Genomic DNA, 19,837 nt, shown 5'->3' with positions numbered 1-19,837 from the left:
ATCAGAAGCCTTGGTTTAGTTACAAAACAGGTGAGATGAAGGTGGGGAGGGCGGTTACGGGGTTGACCATCCCGCGAAATTGCTTGCCATAGAACGAGGCAATGACCTTGATATGGCCAAGAATGCGGGTGTTGAAATTGTGAAATTCTTCGATTGGCACTAAAAGTTCACGATGACGGCGACGAATGCCCACCGATTTAACCGCAAATTGGCGAGCATATTGTTCGCTTATTTCAAATTCGGCCACAAATCCAGCATAACCAGCCTCAGCATCCTTGGTTTTGACTGATTCAGCAACATGGCTGGCATACTCAAGGTTGAGGATTGGATAAGCAATTGGTGGCTCGGCCAATTGTGCTGGGAATGAACGATAGCCCGCTTGCGCAATTAATGTTAGTTCTTCTAACCCAACAGGTCGATATAGGATCATCTGCTTGTCCTTTCCCTTGTGCCACCAAGGTGTGATTGTAAGAAGCTATAACGTATCGTTTAAAGGTCACATCACACTCAAATTATTCCACATCTATTTAGATACAAATCAGATTTTAATTTTGCATGAAATTTGGTGATTAATCAAGGGATTTTTGGCCGAATTTGGCTTAATCCACTATCAATAGTGTGTCAGGAATCCAAAGCATGAACCATACCACAATTGAATCACCCGCCGACAACTGATCAATTGGTTCGTTGGTATGCGGTTGGTATTGATTGTGGATTAAGCCTTATATAGCTATATACATTGAGGTTTAGCAAATTGGATGCATGAGCTATCACTTGGCTTGATAGGCTTCCCACGCGACGCAATAGGCTTGATAAACTGTGGCTTCAAAACAGATCAAGCTGACTTTTTCGGGGATTGAATTGGTCGTAAGAAAGTTGGCAATCGTTTGGATCGCAATTGGGGCGGCTAATTCGACTGGATAGCCATAAATTCCACAGCTAATCGCTGGAAAGGCCAGCGTTTCAAGCTGATGTTTGGCAGCAAGTTCGAGGCTCTGTTGATAGCAGTTGGTCAGCAATTCGGCTTCGTGTTTATTACCACCCTGCCAAACTGGCCCAACCGTATGAATGATTGAGCGAACAGGTAAGCGATAGCCTTTGGTCATTTTAGCTTGGCCAGTTTTACAACCACCCAACATAAGGCATTCCAAGCCAAGTTTTGGGCCGGCTGCCCGATGAATCGCCCCATCAACGCCACCACCACCAAGCAACGAGCTATTAGCAGCATTAACAATCGCTGCACCAGCAAATTTGGTAATATCGCCTTGCAAAATTTCGATGCGTTGGTTCATTGGAAATTCCCTCTCAGTTTAATTGCTAATCCACGAAGAGCGCGAAGAACACGAAGGTTAAGTTTTAGCCACAGATTGCACAGATTTGCTTGATTATTTGATTGTTGAATCGCGACACCTAGCTCATCATCCCTCATCCCTACTCTCTGCACTAATTCTACTGATCCATCAAAAAAGCACATTGGCTATCGGATGTTGGAGTCATTACAATTCCCCAAAATATTCCGATAGCCGAGTGCCTTCATTCAGCCAGATTTAGCTCACAACTTGGCTAATTGCATCGCCCAAACGGGTGATGAGCTGCTCAACATCATTATGTCCAATAACCAATGGTGGAATAACCCGCACGACATCAGCGCCCGAACCAACCAACAACAAGCCTTGATCAAACGCTGCTTCGGTAATGTGGGCCGCCGTTGGGCCTTGGAATTCAACACCCCACATTAAGCCACGCCCACGTACAGCACTAATTACATCAAAGCGTTCGCCTAAATCGCGCAGGCCTGCCCCTAATTCTGCGCCAACTGAGCGCACATGATCCAACATGGTGGGATGGGTAACTTTTTGCAAAACAACGTTGGCAACGCTACAAATAAAGGGGTTGCCACCAAAGGTTGTGCCATGATCACCATAATTCAACGCTTTGGCTGCCCGTTCGTTAACCAAGACTGCGCCAATCGGCAAACCACCACCAAGCGGCTTGGCAAGCGCCATAATATCAGGATTGACCCCCAAAGCTTGGTGTGCCCAAACATCGCCAGTTCGGCCCATGCCACATTGAATTTCATCGAAAATCAATAAGGCATCGACTTGATCGCAACGGCGGCGCAAGGCCTGGGCAAATTCAGGGCTAATTGGCCGAATTCCGCCCTCACCTTGAATTGGCTCAACAATCACGGCAGCAACACTCGCATCGATTGTCGCTTCGAGCGTCGCTTGATCGCATTCAAGATTGATAAAGCGCACGCCTGGGATTAATGGATTAAAAGGAGTACGGTAGGCCTCGCGTGAGGTAACTGATAACGCGCCCATCGAACGACCATGGAATGCATCGTTAAAGGCCACAAAGCCCGTTTGTTGCTCAGGGCGTTGGTTGTAGGTATAGCGGCGGGCAAATTTCAGGCTAGCTTCAATCGCCTCGGTACCCGAATTGCAGAAAAAGGCCTTACTAGCCCATGGGGTTAAATCAACCAAACGTTGGGCCAATTCGGCGACCGACGCAGTGTAATACAAATTTGAAGTATGCAGCAAGCCTGTTGCTGCTTGTTGAATTGCAGCCACCACTTCAGCATCGCCATAACCCAAGGCATTGACCGCAATCCCTGCGGTTGCATCCAACAAACGTCGTCCATCGGCAGCATGTAACCATGCGCCTTCGCCACCAACTAAAGCGAGTTTGGCTCGTTTGTAAAGCGGCAACAAAAATGTATCACTCTGCGCAATAATCGCTTCGTGTTCGCTTTGTGTCATGGCCTAGATTCCATCCCGTGCTAGCAAACAATCAATTGGCGTGCATTGTAGCACTTTCTTGAAAGCCAAAAATCAAAAGGCAAGGTCAGCATAAAGCCGAAACTCATGAAACTCCAAAGAACCCAATGATCAGGCTTGATTGCCATATCAATAGCCAATAGCTAGATTGATTTATGAGGTTAACAACCACCATCATTTTCCCACCCCACTGCCATCTACAATTCAATCATGTGATATGCTTAGAAACGGATTTGCTACTTTTGAGGCGCTTATGACATTGGTTGATCCTGAAACGCCGCTGTTTACCTTCGATGAAGCTGAAGCCCAGCCGACGGCCTTAGCCAATGAGTTGACCGAAGCCTTACGCGAGCATTTTGGCTTGCCTGGCTTTCGTAGTGGTCAGCAACAAGTAATCGAACGGGTAATGGCTGGCCGATCAACTCTGGCTTTGATGCCGACTGGCGCTGGTAAATCGTTGTGCTACCAATTGCCTGCATTGCTGCTGCCTCACGCCACGATCGTGATCTCGCCGCTGATTGCCTTGATGAAAGATCAGCTTGATGGCTTGCCTGAGGCGGTGCGCGAACGAGCAACCTTTATCAACAGCGCAATTCCCTTCGATGAAGTTCGCACACGCTTGCGCGGTTTGAGCGAGGGTCGCTATAAATTGGTGTATGTTGCGCCCGAACGTTTGCGCCAACGCCAATTTCTTTATGCCTTGCAACAAGTTGGCATTTCGTTGTTTGTGGTCGATGAAGCCCATTGTGTTTCGTTGTGGGGTTTCTCGTTTCGCCCCGATTATCTGTTTATTCGCGAAGCGCTGCGCGAGCTTGGCAATCCGTTGGTGTTGGGCTTGACGGCAACTGCTAGCCCAGCCACCGAAAAAGCTATCTGCGAGCAACTTGGCGATTTAGAAACTGTGCGAACCAACGTATTTCGGCCAAATTTACATTTCGAGTTGATCAAAGCCTCGAATAAAGAGAAAAAACAAGCGGCGATTCTTAGTTTGTGCAGCCAAATTGATGGGGCAATTATTGTCTATGCCCGTTCGCGCAATAGTTGTGAAGAATTGGCCGAGCAGCTGCGCAAAACTGGCGTTGTGGCCGAAGCCTATCATGCTGGCTGCCCCGACCGTGATGCCATTCAAGATCGCTTTATGCGTGGCGAAACTCGCGTGATTGTCGCGACCATCGCTTTTGGCATGGGTGTTGATAAGCGTGATGTGCGGGCGGTGATTCACGCCAATTTGCCCAAATCGCTAGAAGATTATGCCCAAGAGGCCGGACGAGCAGGCCGCGATGGCCAAATTTCGCGCTGCATTATGCTCTACAACTTTTTCGATAAACGCCAACTCAAGGAATGGCTCGAAAGCAGCCATTTCGGAGTCGAAGAATTACGCGAACTCTACAAGGCAGTTTTGGGGCAAATCGGCAAAGGCCAAGGCACAATCAATCAAGCTCAGCTGATGGAGCTTTCGGGCTTTGATGAAACCCGTTTGCGCGTGGGCTTGGGTATTTTGGAGCATGTTGGGCTGGTGCGTCGCCATTTCGATCTGCCGCGAGTTTGCAAATTACGTCGTGGCGAAGCTCCAGCTACACCCGAAATCAACCAACTTTGCGAGTGGTTTAGCTTGGGGCGTTGGTGGCAAGATGTGAGCAGCCTCGATTTAGCCGCTGCACTGCGGATTGCCCCTAGCCAGCTTGAGCCAACCTTGCTCGCTTGGCAAGAACAAGGCTTGCTGGGCTACGAAGGCGTGGCGCGGGAAGTCTTGCTCGAAGTTTTGCCCTCACCCAAAGATACGCGCGAACGCATGTATCAAGTTTTGAAGCAATGGCGCAGCACCCAAGAACGCCAACTCGATTCATTAACCCAATATGTTGAGGCCAGCCATTGCCGCCATCGAATTTTGGCGGCGCAGTTTGGTCAACGTCTGCCTGCTTGTGGCAATGCCTGTGATATTTGCCAATCAGGCCGCATCACCATCAGCCGACCACCAAATGTTTTGCAGCCCCAAACCATGCCGCTGGTTGGCTCCAATTGGGGCAATGGCGGGGCGATCAGCGACCATCAACGAATTATGGTTGAGGCGGTGCGCGAACATCCCCAACAATTAACCAGTCGCGATTTGGCGCATATTTTGGCTGGCTCACGCGGTTATAGTTCGCATCCGTTGTTTGGGGCACTCGCCGAACGCTCGTTTGACTCGATTCGCGCCGAGATTGATGTGTTGGTCGATGCAGGGACGTTGGCTTATCAAGGCGCAACCTTGGTGGCAGTCGTGGCAGCGCCCAAACGCACAGGCAATCAACAACGTGATATCGCGTTGCAAGTGTTAGCGACGCTGACTCGTTTGCCCTATCCCTTGGGGCGAACTGGCTTGGTGCGCTTGCTCAAAGGGGTCAGCGATGCCAAACGTTCGCCGGATCATGGCGTTTTAGCCCATGCCACGATGGAGCAAATTGAGGTGGTGGTTGAGGCGTTGGTTGAGGCTCAGTTGTTGGATCGCCAGCAGCAGGGCTTATATCCGTTGTTGGCCTTGAATAGTGCAGGCCGTGCGGTTTTGAATGATCCTCAGAGCTTGCCAGTGCTCAACATTCAGGGCAAACGTGATTCGGCCAAAGATGAGCAGCTTCAGGCTGATGGCGAATTGTTGCTCTTGCTCAAAAGCTGGCGCTCCGAGCAGGCCCGCAAACTCAATCTACCGCACTATATGATTATTCCAGATAGCGTGTTATTTGATTTGGCGGCCTATCAACCAACCAATACCCAAGAATTAAGCACAATCAAAGGCATTGGCAGCCAAAAATTAGCCCAGTGGGGTGCAGATTTGCTGAGTTTAATTACAACTGGCAAGCCGACAAACTAGGCTTGTTTGCGTCGCCACCACCAAGCAGCAACCGCCGCTAGCGCAACCCCAACCATCAGATAACTGCCAACGTTGCCATCGATCTGCTCAAATAAATTTGGGGCAAGTGTGGTGATGATCAGCACGATCAGCACCACACTTGCTAAAATAACACCCTTAGATCGCCACATCAGGTCGATATTCTCCCCAAATTCGGCGCAATACCCCACAAACCTCGCCCACCGTTGCCCGTTGGCTCAAGGCTTCGCGCATTGGATACAGCACATTGGCACTGCCCTCGGCGGCGCGTTGCAAATCGGCCAAAGCCGCATCAACCGCCGCTTGATCGCGCTCGGCCCGCAGTTTGGCCAATTTGGCACATTGTTCGGCGGCTACCGCTTCGTTAGGCTTGAAGATTGGCACTGGGGCATCATCGGTTACAAATTTGTTGACCCCAATCACCAGTTGCTCGCCACTTTCAACCCGATTTTGATAATCGTAGGCGGTGTCCATAATTTGAGCTTGCACGAAACCATCTTCGACAGCCCGTACTGCGCCGCCCAAATCATCGATATGCCGAATTAATTCCAAGGCGCGTTGCTCGATCTCGTCGGTCATGCTTTCGACCAAATACGAACCACCCAAGGGATCGGCGCTAGCTGTCACGCCACTTTCATAGGCGATGACCTGTTGGGTGCGCAAGGCGAGGGTTGCAGCTTCGGTGGTGGGCAACGAAAGCGCTTCATCAAAGCCGTTGGTGTGCAGCGATTGCGTGCCGCCCATCACCGCCGCCAACGCTTGCAAGGTTACCCGCACCACGTTATTGAGTGGTTGCTGTGAGGTTAAGGTCGAGCCGCCAGTTTGGGTGTGGAAGCGCAAGGTCAAGGCGCGTTCATCGGTTGCACCAAAACGCTCACGCATAATTGTGGCCCACATGCGGCGAGCAGCGCGGAATTTGGCGATTTCTTCGAAGAAATTGTTGTGGGCATTGAAGAAGAACGATAAGCGTGGGCCAAATTCATCGACATGCAAGCCAGCATCAATTGCGCCCTGAACGTAGGCAATGCCGTTGGCCAAGGTAAAGGCCAATTCTTGCACCGCCGTTGCCCCAGCCTCGCGAATATGATAGCCGCTGATGCTAATCGTGTTCCAGCGTGGAATCCGCTCGGCGCAATAAGCAAAGGTATCGGTAATCAGCCGCATCGAAGGCCGTGGCGGAAAGATATAGGTGCCACGAGCAGCGTATTCCTTGAGAATATCATTTTGAATTGTGCCCGTGAGCGTTTTCGAGGCCGCGCCTTGTTGAGCGCCAACCAACTCGTATAACAGCAACAGCACACTGGCGGGCGCATTAATCGTCATCGAGGTACTAACTTTATCCAGCGGAATGCCCGCGAATAAGGTTGCCATATCGTCGATTGAATCGATTGCCACCCCGACCTTGCCAACCTCGCCCTCAGCTCGTGGATCATCCGAGTCGAGGCCAAGCTGGGTTGGTAGATCGAAAGCGACGGAAAGCCCCATTTGACCTTGGTTGAGCAAATAGCGGAAGCGTTCGTTGGTTTCGTGGGCTGAAGCAAAGCCAGCATATTGACGCATCGTCCACAAACGGCCTCGATACATCGTGGGGTAAATGCCGCGTGTATAGGGAAACTGGCCAGCATCAGGTTCGGGCTGGCGGTCGTTATCACGATAAATTGGCTCAACTGGAATGCCAGCATCAGTTGTAATTTGACTGCCCATCAATCACCTCGTTGTGTCTGCGAGCGCTAACTGAGCTACCATTTTAGCTGCCTGCACTAGATAATAAACCATCGCGAATCGTTTGCAGCAAACGTTCGTCGGCTCCTGCCTCAAGCGCCGTTTGCGCCACCACCCGCGCTTGGGTTACCAACGGCCCAAATGGCGAATTGGTCTGACTATCGAGCAATTGTAGCCCTTGAGCAGGAATAATTGCCATCCCAACCGTAACTGGAGGATGATTATGGCGATAGATTGCCACACATGCCTTGGTAAACCGCCCAACGAACCGAGCCAAGCGGCTCAGATCAAGAGTTGAATTATTGGAGTAGCCCCAATCTGGCCGCAACTGGCAATTTTGCATCAAACTATTGGTCGTCCACAACACCTCATCGCGGTTGTAGGAATCGATATAGCGTTTGTTGCCATTGGGCGTTGCCAAATTACAGCCAAAACTATTGCCATAGAGCGCAACTTCAATCGGGTCGATCCATCCGTCGGGCGGCTCAAAATAATCGTCATTCGGGGTAACAAAAGCCGTCAGCAGAATCCGGCGACCGGTGATGATCTGCGGTTTTAGGCGTGTGTACGCAGCGTTCGTCATAGCAGCACACCAGCTAGAGAAGAATAGAATAGCGTTGTGGCTTAGTATACTACACAACGCTAGCTTAGGCGGTAATGCTTTCGCGCCAGCAGCATGCGATTTGCACTACCCCGATCGGCCTTGAGTTGCATGCCAATTTGCTCAGGCTATGCTAGGCTTCCCTAAGCTTTTTTTGATTTGGAAGGATGCTGCAATGGCTGGCGAATTAACTCTGCAAATTTGCAAAAGTGCCGATTTAACCACTGATCAAGCACGGGCGATTTTAGAACTATGTAGTTTAGCCTACGAAGAAGATTTTGCGCCTTACCTGATTTATGAAAATCCGGTGCATGTACTGGGCTGGCTTGGCTCAGAGTTGGTCAGCCATGCGATGTGGGTTGAGCGCTGGTTGCAAATTGGCGACGAAGCTCCCCGCCGGACTGCTTATATCGAAGCGGTCGCCACCCATCCCGATCATCAAAAAAAGGGCTATGCCAGCCACGTCTTGCGTCATTTAGCCAATGCTATCAACGATTTTGAGCTAGCCGCGCTTAGTCCATCGGATGCAGCGTTTTATCAGCGGCTTGGTTGGGAACTCTGGCGCGGGCGGTTGTCGATTCGCACCGAGCAAGGCATTGAGCCAACTCCTGATGAAGAAGTAATGGTTCTGCGTTTGCCCAAAACCGGTCTGATCGATCTGGATGCGCCAATTTCAGCCGAATGGCGCGAAGGCGAAGTTTGGTAAGTTGCTTGGCAAATTGCACAATCTTGTATACTTTCCACAACAATTGGGCCATGAGCTTATGGCAATCTGACCATAGTTAATTGTTTTAAACCACCCTATAATCGAATTCATAGACCAGAAGTGGTCTGGTGTGTCCGTGACTGGCGTGCGGCGGTGGGAGTCCCGGCCCTCCGCCCTGCCGAAATCAGCGTGACCACCCCGAGGTAGCCTAATTCATGCAACAATCACCCGAACCCTCAAAACTCTTCGATTTGCCTCCTCACGATGTTGGTTGGGAAGGAATCTTCTTTTTCAGTGCAGGTTATTTGCTGGCAGCTCTAGTGTTATTTATGCTTTTGGGCGTAACCCTGACTAGCACGTTGTTGGTTGGAGGTCTGCTCGGCTTCTTGGGAATTAATTTCTGGCATTAACCCGATTAAATTCAAAGCCGCTGGATCAAGCTTGATCCAGCGGCTTTTTGGTTTATTTCATGGTCAATGGCAGGTAGATTCTAAAGGTTGGCGGCACAGCAGTGGCGGTATTAGTTGGGGTATTGGTCACTGTCGCCGTCGCTGTGTTGGTTGGCGTGTTCGTAGCAGTCCCTGTCGCCGTAGGTGTTGGGGTGGCACATAAGGCGGTTGCACCATCAAGCTGGGCGCGAAGCTCGCCACCCGGGAAATTGCTGCTATGAATATTAATGTAGGTCTGGCCGGCCAAAATATTGGCTTCTTGATTTTCGGCGTAGCTGACCGAGCCAACTTTGCTAGCACCAAGCGGCAAGTTGAATAATACGCCAGCATTCGAGCCACGCGGCGCAAAACCATGAATATGCGCGGCAGTTTCGGCGCTGCTCAAATCGTGGTAGCTGAGATTGTAGTTGATCGTGTTGGCAACCGTATTAATTTCAATCATGCCCATCACCATGCCATTGCTGTTATTCGGTGGTACTTCTTGCGAACCACTGCCACTTACCGTCATGGTGATACAGCTTGGTGGTGGTGTAACGATTGGGGTTAGGCTTGGTGTGGCCGTGCCTGTTGCGGTTGCGGTCGCAGTTGCCGTAGCGCTTGGCGTAACAGTTTCGGTCGGGGTTGCGGTTGGCGGTGGACAATTAATCGTCGCACCATCGATTTGGCCGCGAATTTCGCCACCAGGGAAACTATCGGTATGAATATTAACGTAGGTTTGGCCGGCCAAAATATTGGCTTCTTGATTCTCAGCGTAGTTGAAGGTGCCAACTTTGGGCGAACCAGTGCTCAAGCCAATTAAGACTCCAGCATTGGCTCCACGTGGGGCAAAACCGTGAATATGCGCAGCCGTTTCGGTGCCGCTCAAGCCCTGGTAGCTGAGGTTATAGCTCAAAATATTGTTGACGGTATCAACATCGACTGTGCCGCCGCCAGTTGCAGTGCTGCCGCTTGGCGGCACTTCCTGCGAACCTTCCAAACTAACCATAAAGCGCAAACAGCTTGGAATTGGCGTAGCAGATGGGGTTTCAGTGGCAGTTGGAGTAGTCGTTTCGGTTGGCGTAGCGGTTGGCGGTGGACAATTAATCGTTGCACCATCGATTTGACCGCGAATTTCGCCACCAGGGAAACTATCGGTATGAATATTGACGTAGGCTTGGCCGGCCAAAATATTGGCTTCTTGGGCTTCGCTGTAGTTGAAGATGCCAACTTTGGGCGAACCAGTGCTCAAGCCAACTAAAACGCCAGCATTGGCTCCGCGTGGAGCAAAACCGTGAATATGCGCAGCCGTTTCGGTGCCGCTCAAGCCTTGGTAGCTGAGGTTATAGCTCAAAATATTGTTGACGGTATCAACATCGACTGTGCCACCGCCAGTTGCATTGCTGCCACTTGGTGGTACTTCTTGCGAGCCTTCCAAACTAACCATAAAGCGCAAACAGCTTGGCACGGCGGTTGGCGATGGGGTTTCGCTCGGCGTTACTGTCGCAGTTTCAGTGGGAGTTGGCGTAGCTTGAACTGGGCTGGGCACAACGATAATTCCACGAAACGCTGTGTTGGCCCCAACCGGAACGATGGGATTTAGGGCCGCAGCATTAATTGGTTGGTTATAAGCTGCGGTATCGGTCAATTTGCTCAGGCTATTGGTTCCGCGAGTCAGGTATAAATCAACGCCGTTGGCTCCATTATCTTGGGCTGCAATATGAAACCCAGTGCTTGGCTCAGCCCAAACACCTTGCAATGTCCAGGTTGTGCCATCGAAGGAGAATTTACGCAAGTTTGTTGATGTATCATCAACCACATACAACGTGTCAACGCCTGCCACACTTGGCTCACGATCTAAAAAGACAAAGCCATAGGGCGAGGTTGCGCTAGCGATTGGCGTAATCGTTTGGCCTGCGCTGGTTGGCAGGCCATTGCCAATTTGGAAAATACCACGCGATGTAGCTGATGATGACGAGAAGTAGAGATTACCACCATAGGTATGTACAACGCGGGTGTTGGTTGGGGTGATCAAGGTTGTGGTTGTGCCCATCCCATTCAGAAAACGTACTCCGCCCGGATTACCAGTTCCGGTTGCCCAAAGGTTGTCGCCGTTACCTGTTGCGCCACGAATATTGTTAGCGCTATAGGCATCAGTAATCACGTTGGTTGTATCAATTAGGCTACTGAGGCTGACTTTGGCAACCACCCGATTGACCGTGGCACTATTGCTTGATGCAACACTCGTCGTACCAACATCAGCATCGTAGCCTGCTAGCAATAACCACTGACCATCGCCTGAAAGGCTGAGTGCACCCTCCGAGGTTGCCGAACCCGACATGGTAAGGCGGCGATTATTGCCATTCAAGGCAGTTGGCATAGCAACAGCTTGCACAAAATCGCCGTTGGGGGTGTACTCATCGAGAAAAACTGGAGTTGCAGCATTTGAAAGCGTGCCACTGCCATTACCAACCCGTACTACCACCAAATTGCCTGGGGTAAAGCCACCACCGCCTTGAGTGGTGCGCGGGGCTGCTTGGGCTAAGTTTAGACCAACGACAAGGCTAAATAGCGAGAGCAATGTTACGAACGAGAACATGCGAGGTGTTCGAAACCGATTCAGCACACTGATACTCCTTACTCAAAGCCAACTTCAGCTACTCCAAGCTTGTGACAACCATTGACACAGGCTTGGGTGATTCTTAAGCTGTATGATATGGGCAACTTGTGCAGATGCAAGAGCCAACTTTGTGTGAATATGAGGACAACAACGATGGCATTAACGATTCCTGCTTTGTGGCAACCAGTGCTCGCCGACGAAACCAGCAAGCCCTATTGGAACGATCTCGAAGCATTTGTCGCCGCCGAACGGGCTGAACAACAGGTGTTCCCGCCAGAAGATCAAGTTTTTTCAGCTTTAGAATTAACCTCGCCTGAGCAAACCAAAGTGCTGTTGTTGGGGCAAGATCCTTACCATGGCCCAGGCCAAGCGCATGGCTTATGTTTCTCGGTGCTGCCTGGGATCAAAGCGCCGCCATCGCTCAAAAATATGTTCAAGGAACTCAAAACTGATCTTGGTTGTGTTGTGCCTAATAATGGCTACCTGCTACCGTGGGCCAAACAAGGTATGTTAATGATCAATGCGGTGATGACGGTACGGGCGCATACCGCCAATTCACATAAAAATCGCGGCTGGGAGAAATTCACCGATGCCGTGATTCGCCAGGTCAATGCCAAACCAGAGCATGTAGTGTTTGTATTGTGGGGAGCATATGCCCAAAAGAAGGCTAGCTTAATCGACAACAGCCGCCATACGATTATTCAATCGGCGCATCCCTCGCCACTTTCGGCCGATAATGGTTTTTTTGGCAGCCGCCCATTCTCTAAAATCAACGCAGCCCTTGAGGCTCATGGTCAAAGCCAAATCGATTGGCAAATTCCAAATTTATAAGGTAGGTTTTGAACAATGACTGGGGAGGATTTGTAGCCGATTTTCATGCCCTCACCCCTAGCCCCTCTCCCGCCCAGCAGGCGAGGGAAACCATCTCATCAGATTGGAATGCCCCTCTCCCGCCGCAGTGGGAGAGGGGTTGGGGTGAGGGAACGCAAGCAATCATTCATGGAAGGAGTAAGGTTGAGGGGATTTAGGCTTGGCTAACGATTGAGGCGGTTGTGTAAAAAGAGCAAAATAATCATAAACAACATCAACGCAGTCAAACCAACAAACATCGGGAAGGCTAAGGCAAAATTACCACTGTATAAGCCCGTCAATGCTACCGCAAAGAAAATCACCATCACAATGCCTGTAATGTACATAAACCGCCGTGGCCATGGTGATGGTTTGGGAGAACGCCGAGACATAACTGCCCCTTTCAAAAAATTGCCAACGCGGCATGGCTAGAGCCGTAATGCCGTGAGCTTATCGCGGATCTCCTCAATCATAAATGGTTTTGCCAGAAATTGGGTTGTACCAGTAGTACCAAATTGTTGGCTCACTTGTTGTTCATTATAGCCGCTCATAATCACCACGCGAATCTCAGGCTGAATCTGTTTGAGCACTTCGAGCGTGCTTTGACCATCGAGATCGGGCATGGTTAGGTCGAGAAAAACGCCCGCAATTTCTTGATGATGGTCGCGGAAGAGGCTAATGCCCCGATTACCACCCTCGGCTAGTAAGGTTTCGTAGCCCAAACGACGCAAAATCCGATCAATCACGATTCGTACATCAGGCTCGTCGTCGATCACCAAAATTTTGCCTGGGCCAGAATCGACTAAGGCTGGTTGTTCGCTGGCTAGTTCAGTTTGTACTGCTGTCATAATTGGCAGATAAATTCCTATTGTCGTGCCCTGTTGAGGGCGACTCTTGACCGCAATGCCACCGCGATGGCCGCGCACAATCCCTAAAGTAACCGCTAAACCCAACCCGCGTCCAGTAAATTTGGTGGTAAAAAATGGGTCGAACATGCGCGAGATCGTCGCATGATCCATGCCTAAGCCTTGATCGCTAATTTCAATCGCGATATATTGGGCGGGCAAAAATGTGCCTGTCGTATAGGTGTGGCCCTCGGGTGCTCCTTGCAAATCGCGCAAGCTGGTGGTAACTGTAAGCGTTCCGCTGCTCGACGCTTCAAGCGCATTGATCAGTACATTGCTGATCGCTTGGCGCAGATGTTGTTGATCACCCTCGATCAGCGGCAAGTTATCAGCTAAGTTGCTCTGAATATGACGTTGCTGGGTTAGGCTTGAGGGCAGCAAACGAATTGAGGTCTGAACTAATTCGTTGATCATCAGGCTGCGCCGCACATCAAGATTTTGGCCGGTGTAGGCAACCATTTGCTTGGTGATTTGCGCTGCCCGTTTGGCCGATTGTTCGATTTCGGCTAAAAGCGGACGCAGGTTGGCTTGCTCAGGCAGTTCGAGCATAGCTAAATGGGTATTACCAAGAATTGACATGAACACATTATTGAAATCGTGGGCAATCCCGCCAGCAAACACGCCAAGGCTTTCTAATTTTTGGGTTTCTGAAAAGTGTTGTTCAATTTCTAGGCGTTTTTGCTCGGCCTGCTTGCGTTCGCTAATATCGCGAATAATCACTTGGACTGAATTTCGATGCTCAAATAAAATTGCTGAGGTTGAACATTCGCCATAAATTGGCGTGCCATCACGGCGCAAAAAGGTTGTTTCAATAAAACTGGTGGGCATGGTGCTGGCATGGCGAATCAGCACATAAAAATCATCAGGATCTTGTGGCCGTAAGCCACTAAGCACCGACTGGCTAAGCAATTCGCTGCTGGTGGTTTGGGTCAACGCCAGTCCAGCCTGATTGGCATAGACAATTCGATCATCCTGCACTACAAACAGCGGCAAGGGCAGCATCTCAACAATATGGCGATATTCCTCGGAGATATCGATCAGTGTGCCAACCATACGCAAAGCTTGGCCATCGGGATCACGCAGCACATGGCCGCGATCCTGCACAAAGCGATAATGTTGATGTTGATCGAGAAAGCGATATTCAGCCGAAAAAACATCGCTATGGCCAGCGAAAATATCGGCAGTTCGTTGGATGAACAACTCACGATCATCGGGGTGCAGATGTTCTTCCCACCAGGTTGGGCTGCTGGCAACCTCTTCACTGGTATAGCCAAACACCGTTGTAAAGCTCCGATTCACCACTGTGGTCTGCTGAATCATATCCCAATCGTAGATGCCGCCATTCAGCACCGTTTGGGCCAATTCAAACCGCTCATTCAGCGAACGCAACTGCTGTTCGACCCGCCGACGTTCGGCCAGTTCAGTTTGGGCTGCGGTGTAGAGCATATGCTTCTCCAGTGCAAGCGAGGCAAAGCGGGCAAATTGTTGCACCATTTCAAGCATCGTAATGCTAATTTGAATCTGACTTGGCTCGTAGATAATCGCTAGTGCGCCAGCGACTGTTTGTTCACGGAATAATGGTAATACCAACAGGCCATTACCAAAACCATCTTGCGGCGTAAATAAACGCTCACTCCAGGCGGAGTAATCATCAATAATTAATGGCTGACCGCTAAGGCCGACCGTGCCAACTGCACCTTGGCCTAATTCGATGTGCTGGATTACGTTGATCGCCCCGCGACTCACGACAGATTCCATGGCTTGACCATCGGCGCTGCGAATATACATCACACCATATTCGCTGCCGACCAAATCGGTTGCCTTCCACAGAATAATTTCGAGCAAATCGGGCAGGGCGGCCTGATCGATCAAGGCCAAGGTCACATCGTGCAGCGAGCCAAGATAGGCATTTTGGCGTTGCATTTGGCGAATCGTCTGTTTATGGGCAGTTACGTCGTGAATTAAACAAAATAAGGCTGGTTGCTGTTGATATTCAAAGGGAGTGATATAAACTTCAACATCGCAGACCATTCCTGAACGTAAGCGATGGCGAAACTCATAGCGATTGCTACCACCAAGCTCACCGTTGCGAATGGCCACCCGATGTTCTTTACTGGTCAATACATTTAAATCGCGAACGTTGAGATTACTAAACTCGGCTTGGCTATAGCCATAAAAACGGCAAGCAGCAGCATTGGCCGCCAAAACTCGCCAAGTATCAGGCTCAACAATTAACTCAATCGCTTGAGTTTGTTGAAAAAATTGCAGATTGCGCTGTTCGCTGGCGAGCAAGGCCTGCTTGGTAGCAGCCAGCTCAGCCTCTAAACGAGCGATAGTTTGGGTTAATTCAGCGAGCGTTGGTTGCTCCATGGCTGGTTGGAAGGACGTAGCGCTAAAACTATTCATAAACTCGGCCAGTGTGGAAAAAAGCCATAATAGCTTCATTATACCGTGAAGCACATAGCTTTTGATACCGCCCGCAATTCCTATTTGCTTTTGCTACCTACTTGACTGATGTATAATTAAAGCGTTACACATGTGTGGGAGTCTGCAATGGATGAACGTCATGCCTACATTGCCTTTAATCTCACTCCTGGTATAGGACCACAGCGCCTCCAAGCCCTGATTAAGCATTGTGGCTCGGCGGCGGCAGCTTGGTCGGCTACGCTCGACGATTGGCGGGCGGCGGGTTTGGATCGTCGCAGCATTCAAGCCTTGCAGCATGCGCAACAACATTTAGACCTTGAGGCCGAGCTGCGCACAATTGCTGAACAAAACATCAAGGTTGTGCTGCAAACTGATTCGGACTTTCCAGCCATGCTGCACACAATTGATCCTGTGCCGCCGTTGCTGTATTTGCGTGGTTCACTGATTGAAACTGATCGTTGGGCGGTAGCAATTGTCGGTACGCGCAACCCTACCCCCTATGGTCGTGAGGTCACCTATAAGTTTGCTGGCGAGTTAGCCCGCGCAGGGTTGACGGTGGTTTCTGGTTTGGCCTTGGGCATCGATGCAATCGCCCATCGCACCGCCTTAGATAATAATGGGCGCACCTTGGCGGTGCTTGGCAGCGGGCTGCAACAGATTTACCCTTCCCAACATCGCCAATTAGCGGCTGATGTGAGCCAACAGGGAGCCTTGCTTTCGGAGTATGCCCCGACGACCGAGCCATTGAGTGGCAACTTCCCCGCGCGTAATCGCTTGATTAGCGGGCTAAGTTTGGCAACAATTGTAGTTGAAGCAGGCGAACGTAGCGGCGCATTAATTACTGCCCGCTTTGCGCTCGAACAAGGTCGTGATGTGTTTGCCGTGCCTGGCTCAATTCTCAGTCATAGCAGCGATGGACCAAATCAATTAATCGTCGATGGTGCAACACCCTTGCGTTCAGTCGAGCAATTGCTGGAGCAGCTGAATCTGCATCAAGCGCAAGCCCAACAAACGGTCAGTACGATTGTGCCCGAAACACCCGCTGAGGCCTTGCTCTTGCCCCATTTGAGTGGTCAGCCCACCCACATCGACGAATTAGGGCGCTCGTGTGGGCTAGCGGCCCATGATCTGGCGGCAACCTTGGGCTTGATGGAACTCAAAGGCATGGTTCGCCATGTTGGTGGAATGCATTATGTGCTTGCTCGCGAAACGCCTGCACCCTATGATCTCTCATAACCTAGTAAGGAAATTTTTGTATGGCTTGGGAAAATGATGTTTTACGCTCGCTGAACGAGCAAGGTTGTCGCATGACTGGCCCACGGCGCTTGATTGTTCGCACGATTGCCAGCCGCCGCGAAGCATTTACCGCTGAACAACTTGTGGTCGAATTGCCCGATGTTGGTCGCGCCACGATTTATCGCACCTTGGATATGCTGGCGGCTAGCCATTGGTTGGCTCGGATTCACCACGATGAAGGTGATCATGCCTATTTGCCAGCCCACCCCCATCAACATCAATTAGTTTGTACCCGTTGTGGCACTGCGGTTGCTTTTAATACCTGCGATCTCGATGGCATTTTGAATCAGCTTGGGAAATCGACTGGCTTTGTGATTCAAGGTCATGCCCTCGAAGCCTTTGGCCTGTGTGGTCAATGTCAACATAATCGCCCTGAACTGCGGCTAAACCCACGGCTAGGCTAAGTGTTTCGGGTCGATGGAAGGTAGCGCATATGCCCAAAGAATTAACCGTGCGAGTGAGTGCCCGCACCGTCGGCTGGACACTGCTGATTTTTTCAGGGGTCTGGATTACGATTCTGCTGAATCATGTGTTGGTGCTGTTTTTTGTGGCGGTGCTGCTAGCAGTGGCAATTTCGGGGGTGGTGCAACGCTTTGAACAATTGCGCATCGCCCGCCCCATCACAATTTTGGTGATTTATACAATCATTATTGCGATGTTTATTAGTTTGGGCTTTGTGCTAGTGCCAATGGTTAGTCAACAGGTGCGACTTCTGGCTGAGCAATTCCCTAATTTGGTGCGCCAACCAACCCAACAAGCTAGCGCTTGGCTGGCCCAACAGTTTCCAACCTTGCGTGTACCCTTGCCCACTGGCGATTTGGCTGGTCAGGCGGCACATTACGCGGGTACAGTCGTTGGTGGGTTTAGTGGCGCAGCCTTCACTTTTGGGCGCACCTTGATGGGTGTGATTATTAATTTTATTGTGGTGTTGGTTTTAGCTTTTTTCCTGGTTAGCCGCGCCAATGTTGCCAGCAATTTTATCAAATTGATGATTCCCAATCGCTTTCAAGAACGCTTAATCAATGTGACCAATGTGATTGGCCGCCGCCTTGGGCGTTGGGTTTGGGCGCAACTGACAGTTGCCACCTTCTATGCCGTTTGTTTTGGTATGGGCTTGTGGATGTTGGGCGTACCCTATCCGGTCGCCTTAGGCGTAATTGGCGGCATGCTTGAGCTAATTCCCTATGTTGGCGGTTTCGTGGCCACCATTCTGACCATGCTCGTGGCCTTCACGGTGCAGCCGATGTTGGCGGTTTGGGTGCTGGTGTTGCATTTGATTGTTGGCAATATTGAAGTGCATATCATTGCGCCAAAAGTCATGGGCCACGCAGTCGAAACCCATCCAGTGATCACGATTTTGGCCTTGTTTAGCGGGATCGAGCTTTTGGGGATTATCGGCGGGGTGATTGCGATTCCATTGGCGGTGGTTGGCCAAGCATTGGTTGAAGAATTTTGGATCAAACGGATTCGTGAAGCCCAACCTGCGGCGGAGTCGCTAGCCGTTCAGGCTAAAGCTCCAATCGTGCGCCGAACTCAATTGCGTCGCCGCCCCACATTGCGCAAACGTCAAGGGATCTAGTATCAATTTTTGAGCGGATGGCTAAATAGCTATTTAGTCGGGAACAAATTGAACATTCGTAACGTTGATGCTCTAGAAACGTCGCGACAATCCAAAATTTGACCCATCCCGCGAAAGGAAATTGGTATGTTAACCCAAATTCGCTCACGCAAACGTTTATTGGCGATTGGCGCTGCTGTCTTGGTGTTCTTTTTTATCGTGACAACGTTGTTAAATGGTTCGGGTAATTCAGCAAGCGATAAATTCCAAACTGTTTCCGATGCTTTGGATCAAGCTGCAATGCCGGAATCTGCGCCAGCCGCTGAGATGGAGCGTCAAGTAACTACCGATGGTTTAATGGATGAATCCGATGTTGCTGCTGCGCCGGCACTTGGCGGGGCTGCTCCTGCCGATGCTGAAAATTCACAAGAACCAAGTGCCGCCCCCAACCAAGCTACTGATCGTTTGGTAATTAAAAATGCTGATGTTGAAGCCTTAATTGATTATAAGCAAATGCGTTTGGCCAGTACCCAAATTGAAAATATGGTGCTACGCTTGGGTGGCTACATTGTTTTGACTGACGATGCTAGCAGCAATGACGAAGATCAAGCCTATATTTCGCTGGCCTTTCGGGTTCCGGCTGATCAATTTGAAAAAGCCTTGAATGCCTTTGAAGAAAATAAACTCGAAGTTGTGCGCCGTGAAGTTTCTGGCCAAGATGTTACCGAAGAATTTGTCGATAATCAATCACGATTAACCAACTTAGAAGCCACTGCTGCACGCATTCGTGAATTGCTGGCCAAAGCCGAAACCATCGCCGACACGATTAAAATCAATGAAACTTTGGCGCAATACGAAAGCCAAATCGAAATGATTAAAGGCCGCCAAAAATATCTAAGCGATAGCGCTTCGATGAGCATGATTACCTTGTTGATTCGGCCCAAAACCGCTGATTACAGCATGTTTACCAAAATTGATATTGGTCAAAATATTCGCAATGCCTTAGCTAAAGCCGAACGTCCAGGCTGGACACCGCTCGCCGCCGCAACTGGTGCTTGGGACGATGTGTTGGAAATTGGCAA

At 50.3% G+C, this 19,837-nt stretch carries 17 protein-coding genes; 8 read left to right on the top strand and 9 right to left on the bottom strand.

All coding sequences use genetic code 11. The annotated features are described in order from the left end of the window. Nucleotides 1–19 precede the first annotated feature (19 nt). The 3 genes from DEF47_RS14590 to DEF47_RS14580 form a co-directional block, all read right to left on the bottom strand. Complete coding sequence (locus tag DEF47_RS14590; RefSeq protein ID WP_012192078.1) at nt 20–430, bottom strand: hypothetical protein; 411 nt, start codon at nt 428–430, stop codon at nt 20–22. A 340-nt stretch (nt 431–770) separates the two neighbouring features. Next, nucleotides 771–1,292, bottom strand: a complete 522-nt coding sequence (locus DEF47_RS14585; protein WP_012192077.1) for an O-acetyl-ADP-ribose deacetylase — start codon at nt 1,290–1,292, stop codon at nt 771–773. A 255-nt stretch (nt 1,293–1,547) separates the two neighbouring features. Beyond that, nucleotides 1,548–2,762 (bottom strand): aspartate aminotransferase family protein, encoded by a 1,215-nt coding sequence (locus DEF47_RS14580; RefSeq protein ID WP_012192076.1) that lies wholly within the window; start codon nt 2,760–2,762, stop codon nt 1,548–1,550. A gap of 271 nt (nt 2,763–3,033) precedes the next feature. Between DEF47_RS14580 and DEF47_RS14575 the strand changes: the two genes are divergently transcribed. Next, nucleotides 3,034–5,628: a RecQ family ATP-dependent DNA helicase gene (locus DEF47_RS14575; RefSeq protein WP_012192075.1), complete on the top strand. Its 2,595-nt coding sequence runs from the start codon at nt 3,034–3,036 to the stop codon at nt 5,626–5,628. On the opposite strand, the gene DEF47_RS14570 is transcribed toward DEF47_RS14575, so the two are convergent. From DEF47_RS14570 to DEF47_RS14560, 3 genes are read right to left on the bottom strand one after another with little or no spacing between them, the layout of a single operon-like run. Beyond that, the gene (locus DEF47_RS14570; RefSeq protein WP_287045206.1) at nt 5,625–5,798 is read right to left on the bottom strand and encodes a hypothetical protein; all 174 of its coding nucleotides are present in this window, start codon (nt 5,796–5,798) and stop codon (nt 5,625–5,627) included. The two genes, DEF47_RS14575 and DEF47_RS14570, sit on opposite strands and share 4 nt — an antisense overlap. After that, nucleotides 5,785–7,350 carry an acyl-CoA mutase large subunit family protein gene (locus DEF47_RS14565; protein ID WP_012192074.1) on the bottom strand — a complete coding sequence of 522 codons (1,566 nt, stop codon included), beginning with the start codon at nt 7,348–7,350 and terminating at the stop codon, nt 5,785–5,787. The genes DEF47_RS14570 and DEF47_RS14565 overlap by 14 nt, the downstream gene beginning before the upstream one ends. A 43-nt stretch (nt 7,351–7,393) precedes the next feature. Beyond that, entirely contained in the window at nt 7,394–7,951 is a 558-nt protein-coding gene (locus DEF47_RS14560) for a hypothetical protein (protein ID WP_012192073.1), read from the bottom strand. 193 nt (nt 7,952–8,144) lie between these two features. On the opposite strand from DEF47_RS14560, the gene DEF47_RS14555 reads away from it, so the two are divergent. After that, on the top strand, nt 8,145–8,675 hold the full coding sequence (locus tag DEF47_RS14555) for a GNAT family N-acetyltransferase (RefSeq protein ID WP_012192072.1): 531 nt from the start codon (nt 8,145–8,147) through the stop codon (nt 8,673–8,675). A 215-nt stretch (nt 8,676–8,890) separates the two neighbouring features. Continuing rightward, nucleotides 8,891–9,085: a hypothetical protein gene (locus DEF47_RS14550; protein WP_041304915.1), complete on the top strand. Its 195-nt coding sequence runs from the start codon at nt 8,891–8,893 to the stop codon at nt 9,083–9,085. Nucleotides 9,086–9,137: 52 nt separating this feature from the next. On the opposite strand, the gene DEF47_RS14545 is transcribed toward DEF47_RS14550, so the two are convergent. Continuing rightward, nucleotides 9,138–11,726, bottom strand: a complete 2,589-nt coding sequence (locus DEF47_RS14545; RefSeq protein ID WP_012192071.1) for a CHRD domain-containing protein — start codon at nt 11,724–11,726, stop codon at nt 9,138–9,140. Between the two features lie 147 nt (nt 11,727–11,873). Here DEF47_RS14545 and DEF47_RS14540 point away from each other — a divergent pair, with 147 nt between their 5' ends. Then, nucleotides 11,874–12,551: a uracil-DNA glycosylase gene (locus DEF47_RS14540; protein WP_012192070.1), complete on the top strand. Its 678-nt coding sequence runs from the start codon at nt 11,874–11,876 to the stop codon at nt 12,549–12,551. Nucleotides 12,552–12,754: 203 nt separating this feature from the next. Here DEF47_RS14540 and DEF47_RS14535 read toward each other — a convergent pair whose 3' ends face one another. Further along, nucleotides 12,755–12,961: a hypothetical protein gene (locus DEF47_RS14535; protein ID WP_041304912.1), complete on the bottom strand. Its 207-nt coding sequence runs from the start codon at nt 12,959–12,961 to the stop codon at nt 12,755–12,757. Nucleotides 12,962–12,997: 36 nt separating this feature from the next. Beyond that, nucleotides 12,998–15,880 (bottom strand): PAS domain S-box protein, encoded by a 2,883-nt coding sequence (locus DEF47_RS14530; RefSeq protein WP_287045204.1) that lies wholly within the window; start codon nt 15,878–15,880, stop codon nt 12,998–13,000. Between the two features lie 147 nt (nt 15,881–16,027). Between DEF47_RS14530 and dprA the strand changes: the two genes are divergently transcribed. The 4 genes from dprA to DEF47_RS14510 all read left to right on the top strand — a co-directional run. Then, nucleotides 16,028–17,137, top strand: coding sequence for a DNA-processing protein DprA (gene dprA, locus DEF47_RS14525; protein WP_012192068.1), 1,110 nt, complete (start codon nt 16,028–16,030; stop codon nt 17,135–17,137). A gap of 20 nt (nt 17,138–17,157) precedes the next feature. After that, nucleotides 17,158–17,601 carry a Fur family transcriptional regulator gene (locus tag DEF47_RS14520; protein ID WP_012192067.1) on the top strand — a complete coding sequence of 148 codons (444 nt, stop codon included), beginning with the start codon at nt 17,158–17,160 and terminating at the stop codon, nt 17,599–17,601. Between the two features lie 29 nt (nt 17,602–17,630). Further along, on the top strand, nt 17,631–18,776 hold the full coding sequence (locus DEF47_RS14515; RefSeq protein ID WP_012192066.1) for an AI-2E family transporter: 1,146 nt from the start codon (nt 17,631–17,633) through the stop codon (nt 18,774–18,776). 126 nt (nt 18,777–18,902) lie between these two features. Further along, nucleotides 18,903–19,837: DUF4349 domain-containing protein (locus tag DEF47_RS14510; protein ID WP_287045203.1), on the top strand; the 935-nt coding region annotated here is incomplete at its 3' end.

The sequence above is a fragment of the Herpetosiphon sp. genome, from assembly GCF_003512625.1.
GTDB classification, from domain to species: Bacteria; Chloroflexota; Chloroflexia; order Chloroflexales; family Herpetosiphonaceae; genus Herpetosiphon; species Herpetosiphon aurantiacus.
This window is presented reverse-complemented; position numbering and strand designations above follow the sequence as displayed.

Bases quoted from the DNA above. Each gene is read 5' to 3' on its own strand.
- DEF47_RS14590 (WP_012192078.1), bottom strand. From the start codon at position 430: ATGATCCTATATCGACCTGTTGGGTTAGAAGAACTAACATTAATTGCG.
- DEF47_RS14585 (WP_012192077.1), bottom strand. From the start codon at position 1,292: ATGAACCAACGCATCGAAATTTTGCAAGGCGATATTACCAAATTTGCT.
- DEF47_RS14580 (WP_012192076.1), bottom strand. From the start codon at position 2,762: ATGACACAAAGCGAACACGAAGCGATTATTGCGCAGAGTGATACATTT.
- DEF47_RS14575 (WP_012192075.1), top strand. From the start codon at position 3,034: ATGACATTGGTTGATCCTGAAACGCCGCTGTTTACCTTCGATGAAGCT.
- DEF47_RS14570 (WP_287045206.1), bottom strand. From the start codon at position 5,798: ATGTGGCGATCTAAGGGTGTTATTTTAGCAAGTGTGGTGCTGATCGTG.
- DEF47_RS14565 (WP_012192074.1), bottom strand. From the start codon at position 7,350: ATGGGCAGTCAAATTACAACTGATGCTGGCATTCCAGTTGAGCCAATT.
- DEF47_RS14560 (WP_012192073.1), bottom strand. From the start codon at position 7,951: ATGACGAACGCTGCGTACACACGCCTAAAACCGCAGATCATCACCGGT.
- DEF47_RS14555 (WP_012192072.1), top strand. From the start codon at position 8,145: ATGGCTGGCGAATTAACTCTGCAAATTTGCAAAAGTGCCGATTTAACC.
- DEF47_RS14550 (WP_041304915.1), top strand. From the start codon at position 8,891: ATGCAACAATCACCCGAACCCTCAAAACTCTTCGATTTGCCTCCTCAC.
- DEF47_RS14540 (WP_012192070.1), top strand. From the start codon at position 11,874: ATGGCATTAACGATTCCTGCTTTGTGGCAACCAGTGCTCGCCGACGAA.
- DEF47_RS14535 (WP_041304912.1), bottom strand. From the start codon at position 12,961: ATGTCTCGGCGTTCTCCCAAACCATCACCATGGCCACGGCGGTTTATG.
- DEF47_RS14530 (WP_287045204.1), bottom strand. From the start codon at position 15,880: ATGAATAGTTTTAGCGCTACGTCCTTCCAACCAGCCATGGAGCAACCA.
- dprA (WP_012192068.1), top strand. From the start codon at position 16,028: ATGGATGAACGTCATGCCTACATTGCCTTTAATCTCACTCCTGGTATA.
- DEF47_RS14520 (WP_012192067.1), top strand. From the start codon at position 17,158: ATGGCTTGGGAAAATGATGTTTTACGCTCGCTGAACGAGCAAGGTTGT.
- DEF47_RS14515 (WP_012192066.1), top strand. From the start codon at position 17,631: ATGCCCAAAGAATTAACCGTGCGAGTGAGTGCCCGCACCGTCGGCTGG.